Raw genomic sequence first — 3715 nt, 5'->3', positions numbered from 1 at the left:
AGGTCGGGGTCGCGAGTTCGAATCTCGTCTTTCGCTCATATAAAGCCCTTGAAGAAGGGCTTTATTATTTAGATGGCAATTATAGTGAAAATGGCTATGCTTTTTCTATATTAGTTGTCGCTAATGTTGCCGGGATGGTGGAACTGGTAGACACGCAAGACTTAAAATCTTGTGACCTCACGGTCGTGCGGGTTCGATTCCCGCTCCTGGTACACTGGTTATGCTGTTAGGCAAACATAAAAAAGCCGCTTAAATATATTTTAAGCGGCTTTTATTTTAGGTGGTTTTTAGTTTTTTACTCCCAATACTCATAATATCTCCCCATCCAGTAAGCTACGAGGTAATAAGTGCCACTTACTTCAGTTTTCCCCCCTCCGCTAATTTTCAATTGTTTTGGGTTGGTGTTCCATCTAAAGGTATTGCCTTCCGGTGAAGGGATGGCGGTGTAAGCTTGTGGGCTTCTTCCTTTGCCAGGAAATTCATCAATCCTGAGGTCCCAGCGATGGCTGTTATCGATAGACCAGGTAATCATGTCCAAAGGAAAAGTTTGGATTTCATGCAATACGATGTTTAAATCCTTGTCTTCTTTTAATAAGGCGCTGGCAATAACGTTCCAAACAGGCATATTATCTGTTTGTACTGCTTTCCAAGATCTTTGGAGGCTTTGTAGGTAGAGTGGGTAATTGGGATCTTCTTTGGGTGTGTATTTTAGTAAATTGTAGTAAGGAAAGAAATTTAATATGTCATCAGAATGACTGATATCAAAAGGATCGGTCATCTTGGCCTGTAAGGCATTTTGTGCATAGCCTTCTTTCTCTATCAAATGCTGGTAAACTTTTTTGTATTTGGTCTTTCCTGTGAAATGATAGGCTGTTTGTAAGGATGATAGGATTTGCAATGAGTTCAAACCTTTTTCGTAATACCAATTGGAAGATCTGTTCAGGGAGTCGGGAGTCCAAATGGCCCATCTGGTAGGTTTGCCATCATAATCAATCAATTGCAGGTCATTGTCTATAATATGGCTAACGATCCTGTCAATTAAGTCAACCACCTTCTCTTTATCTGCTTCATCTGCTACGAAATCATGATACAGGGCCATGGAGAATAGATGTCCCACAATTTCGTCTGAGCTGGTGTCGTCGAGCCATTGCCATTCTCCGTCAGGTGATGGGTGCCAGTTTTTAGGGTGCGGAGACCTGGAGGGAGCCAAAAGATCTTCTGATCTTACATAAGACCTTGCGGGATATCCTGGTATTCCTGTTACTGTTTCTAGTCTTTCCAGCGCTTCAAAAGTACGTTTTGCCTTGGCCTTGGCATCTTCACTTTTGGTGACAGCGTATCTAAAGGATTCGGCAATTAAATAGCAGGAAGTCCAAAGACCATCATTGTCTTGATTTTCTAGAAAGCTACTGTTAATGTCACCGGAGATGGCTAGTTTAGACCTGTTGATGATGCCTATCCTGTTGTGTCTTTTTTCGATGATGTCTTCGATGCCATTGGCCTTTTCTTCCAAGGTCATGGCTTTTAGTCCAATTTCGGAAATGCCACTGGGTGTCGCCACCCATACTTTCCCCGGTTCGATGGCTAGGATGTCGTTGATTTGATCATCAACCAGCCATCTTTTGCTGGTATAATACCTCCAGTTTTTGCCCTTGCGAATCAGGCCTTTTGCAGTGCCTATCCATAACAAGCTGTCTGTTTCAAGAATTGTTGTTGCCGGACCGTAGGGCAGTCCATCAGCACCTCTTTTGAGCCAGTGGTTACCGTCTGAGGCAAGAGCGGCAATTGCTTTTGGGGAGCTAAAGAAGATGTCGTCTCCTTTCAGTCCGGTGGTGACAGTCAGGTATTGGCTGTTATGGCCAAGTGCCAAGCCTATTTTGTCGATGTCCAGCCATTCTGTTGATTTTTTCTGCCAGAGTCCTTCGTCTGAAGCAATCCAAACGGTGCCTTCACTGTCCTGTGTGATGGCATTGATCTTTATTTCCGGGAAGGAAAGGTCTTTTTCCCAGGAACCATTCCATAGGTACAAGCCGTGGGTAGTTGCAGTGAGTAAGGAGTTTTTGTCTAACCAAAGAGTGGCGGTGATGGCTTGCCGTGCATGGGTTCGTGGAGGGTTAGGAATTCTTTCCCCTTTTTCAGACCATATCGTCTTGTCGTTGTTCATCCAAACGGTTTGCCCTTTGTCAATGCTGGCATTGATTATTCCGGAAACATAAGGTCTGCCTGTCCATTTTTCGTTTTGGTAATAAAATATGCCATGGGAGGTGATTGCTTTGATGCGGTCTTGATTTTTAAACAATTTAACTACATCGAGCCCAGCTTGTGGGGGTAGTGAAATGGTCTGGCTATATTCCTGGTAAAATTCTCCTGAATGAAGTTTTTGAGAGTAGGTATTGAAGGCGCTCAAACATAGGATGAATAATTGTAAAAGAATTAATTTTATTATTTTCATTTTTGATGTTTCTATATTTAATTATTCCGATAGGTGATATGATTGGATTTTGTATTTTTATGCTTAATGGCTAAACTCTTGATATACTACTGATAGCGTCAAAATTCAGGCTATTTTTTTTAGTTCCTAAAAGGTCTTAGTTTTGTTAAATAAATAAACTGTTTAAGCCTATTTTTGTTGATTTGCCTAGAATTATATCAATTTTAATATTTACCTAATATGTGAAAATAGCCTTAAATGTGATATGCTATTCAGAATTTGATAGTAACTCTAATTTTTTATATAACACAAATGATGCAGGGATATACTAAAAGATCTAATTATGACTAAACCGCTTAATACTGCTACTACTGAAACCTTATGGAAACAAAAGCAATTGCTTTTGTTAGGGGAGGGGGCAAGAAAGTCGGTTTGGATTGGGCTTTTTACTTATTGTCTATTGGGAAGCTTAACCTTGAGGTATTACAATACCGAGATGCAGGTATCTCCATATATTTTCATTAGCCTAATTACTCCAATTGTTCTACTCGCCTCTTGGTTTATAGGCGGGAGGGTAAAAAATCCATTTATTCTTGCCTATGGGAATTCTATAGGGCTTATTTCTTGTAATGCAGTGCTTACCTCCTTGACCTTGAGTGAAAGATCTTTAGGGCCCTTAATACTTTCAAATATTCCTATTTTTATCATTCCTGCATTACTCCTCGTTTGGAAGAGCAAGCATATGTTAATTTTACTAGTTTATGGTTTGTTTACAAATTTCATACTCTTTGAATTGTATAGTTCTTTTTCAGCAAGTGATACACTTCGTTGGTGGCCGATAGCGGTAGCGATTTGTATAAGCGCCTATTTTTTGGTAGAAAATAAGTATAAGGGGACTAGGGATTATTTTGTGCTCAATCATAATTTAAAAAATAAGCAGAAAGAGCTAGAAGCCGAAATTGATACAAAAAATAAGCTGTTTTCAATTATAGCTCATGATCTGCGTAGTCCCATAGGTAATCTTTATACTTTGCTAGAATTGGCAAGTGAGTACAGTGTGCAAGGTGATAAAGAAAACCTTGACACTTTTTTGAAGGTGGCCAAAGCTTCTTCTAAAAGTTCTTTTGAATTATTGGACAATTTATTAAAATGGGCTCAGGCCCAATTGAATGCGATAGAGGTCGAACTTTTAGAGGTGAATTTGCTTGAAAAAGCCGAGAAGGTGGTTGGAATTTATGCCAATCAAATAAAGGAGAAGCAATTGAAGGTGAAAACGTTAATTAA

At 39.7% G+C, this 3715-nt stretch carries 2 protein-coding genes and 1 tRNA gene; 2 read left to right on the top strand and 1 reads right to left on the bottom strand.

The window, feature by feature from the left end; all coding sequences use genetic code 11:
* The first annotated feature begins 128 nt into the window (after positions 1–128).
* Positions 129–212 (top strand) — tRNA-Leu (locus AAC037_RS21480).
* 83 nt (positions 213–295) lie between these two features.
* Here the strand turns inward: AAC037_RS21480 and AAC037_RS21475 are convergent.
* Entirely contained in the window at positions 296–2452 is a 2157-nt protein-coding gene (locus AAC037_RS21475; RefSeq protein ID WP_339905510.1) for a transcriptional regulator, read from the bottom strand.
* A 322-nt stretch (positions 2453–2774) separates the two neighbouring features.
* On the opposite strand from AAC037_RS21475, the gene AAC037_RS21470 reads away from it, so the two are divergent.
* The coding region (locus AAC037_RS21470; RefSeq protein ID WP_339905509.1) for a histidine kinase dimerization/phospho-acceptor domain-containing protein at positions 2775–3715 on the top strand (941 nt) is incomplete at its 3' end.

It is taken from the genome of uncultured Cyclobacterium sp., from assembly GCF_963976465.1.
Taxonomy (GTDB): Bacteria; Bacteroidota; Bacteroidia; order Cytophagales; family Cyclobacteriaceae; genus Cyclobacterium.
This window is presented reverse-complemented; position numbering and strand designations above follow the sequence as displayed.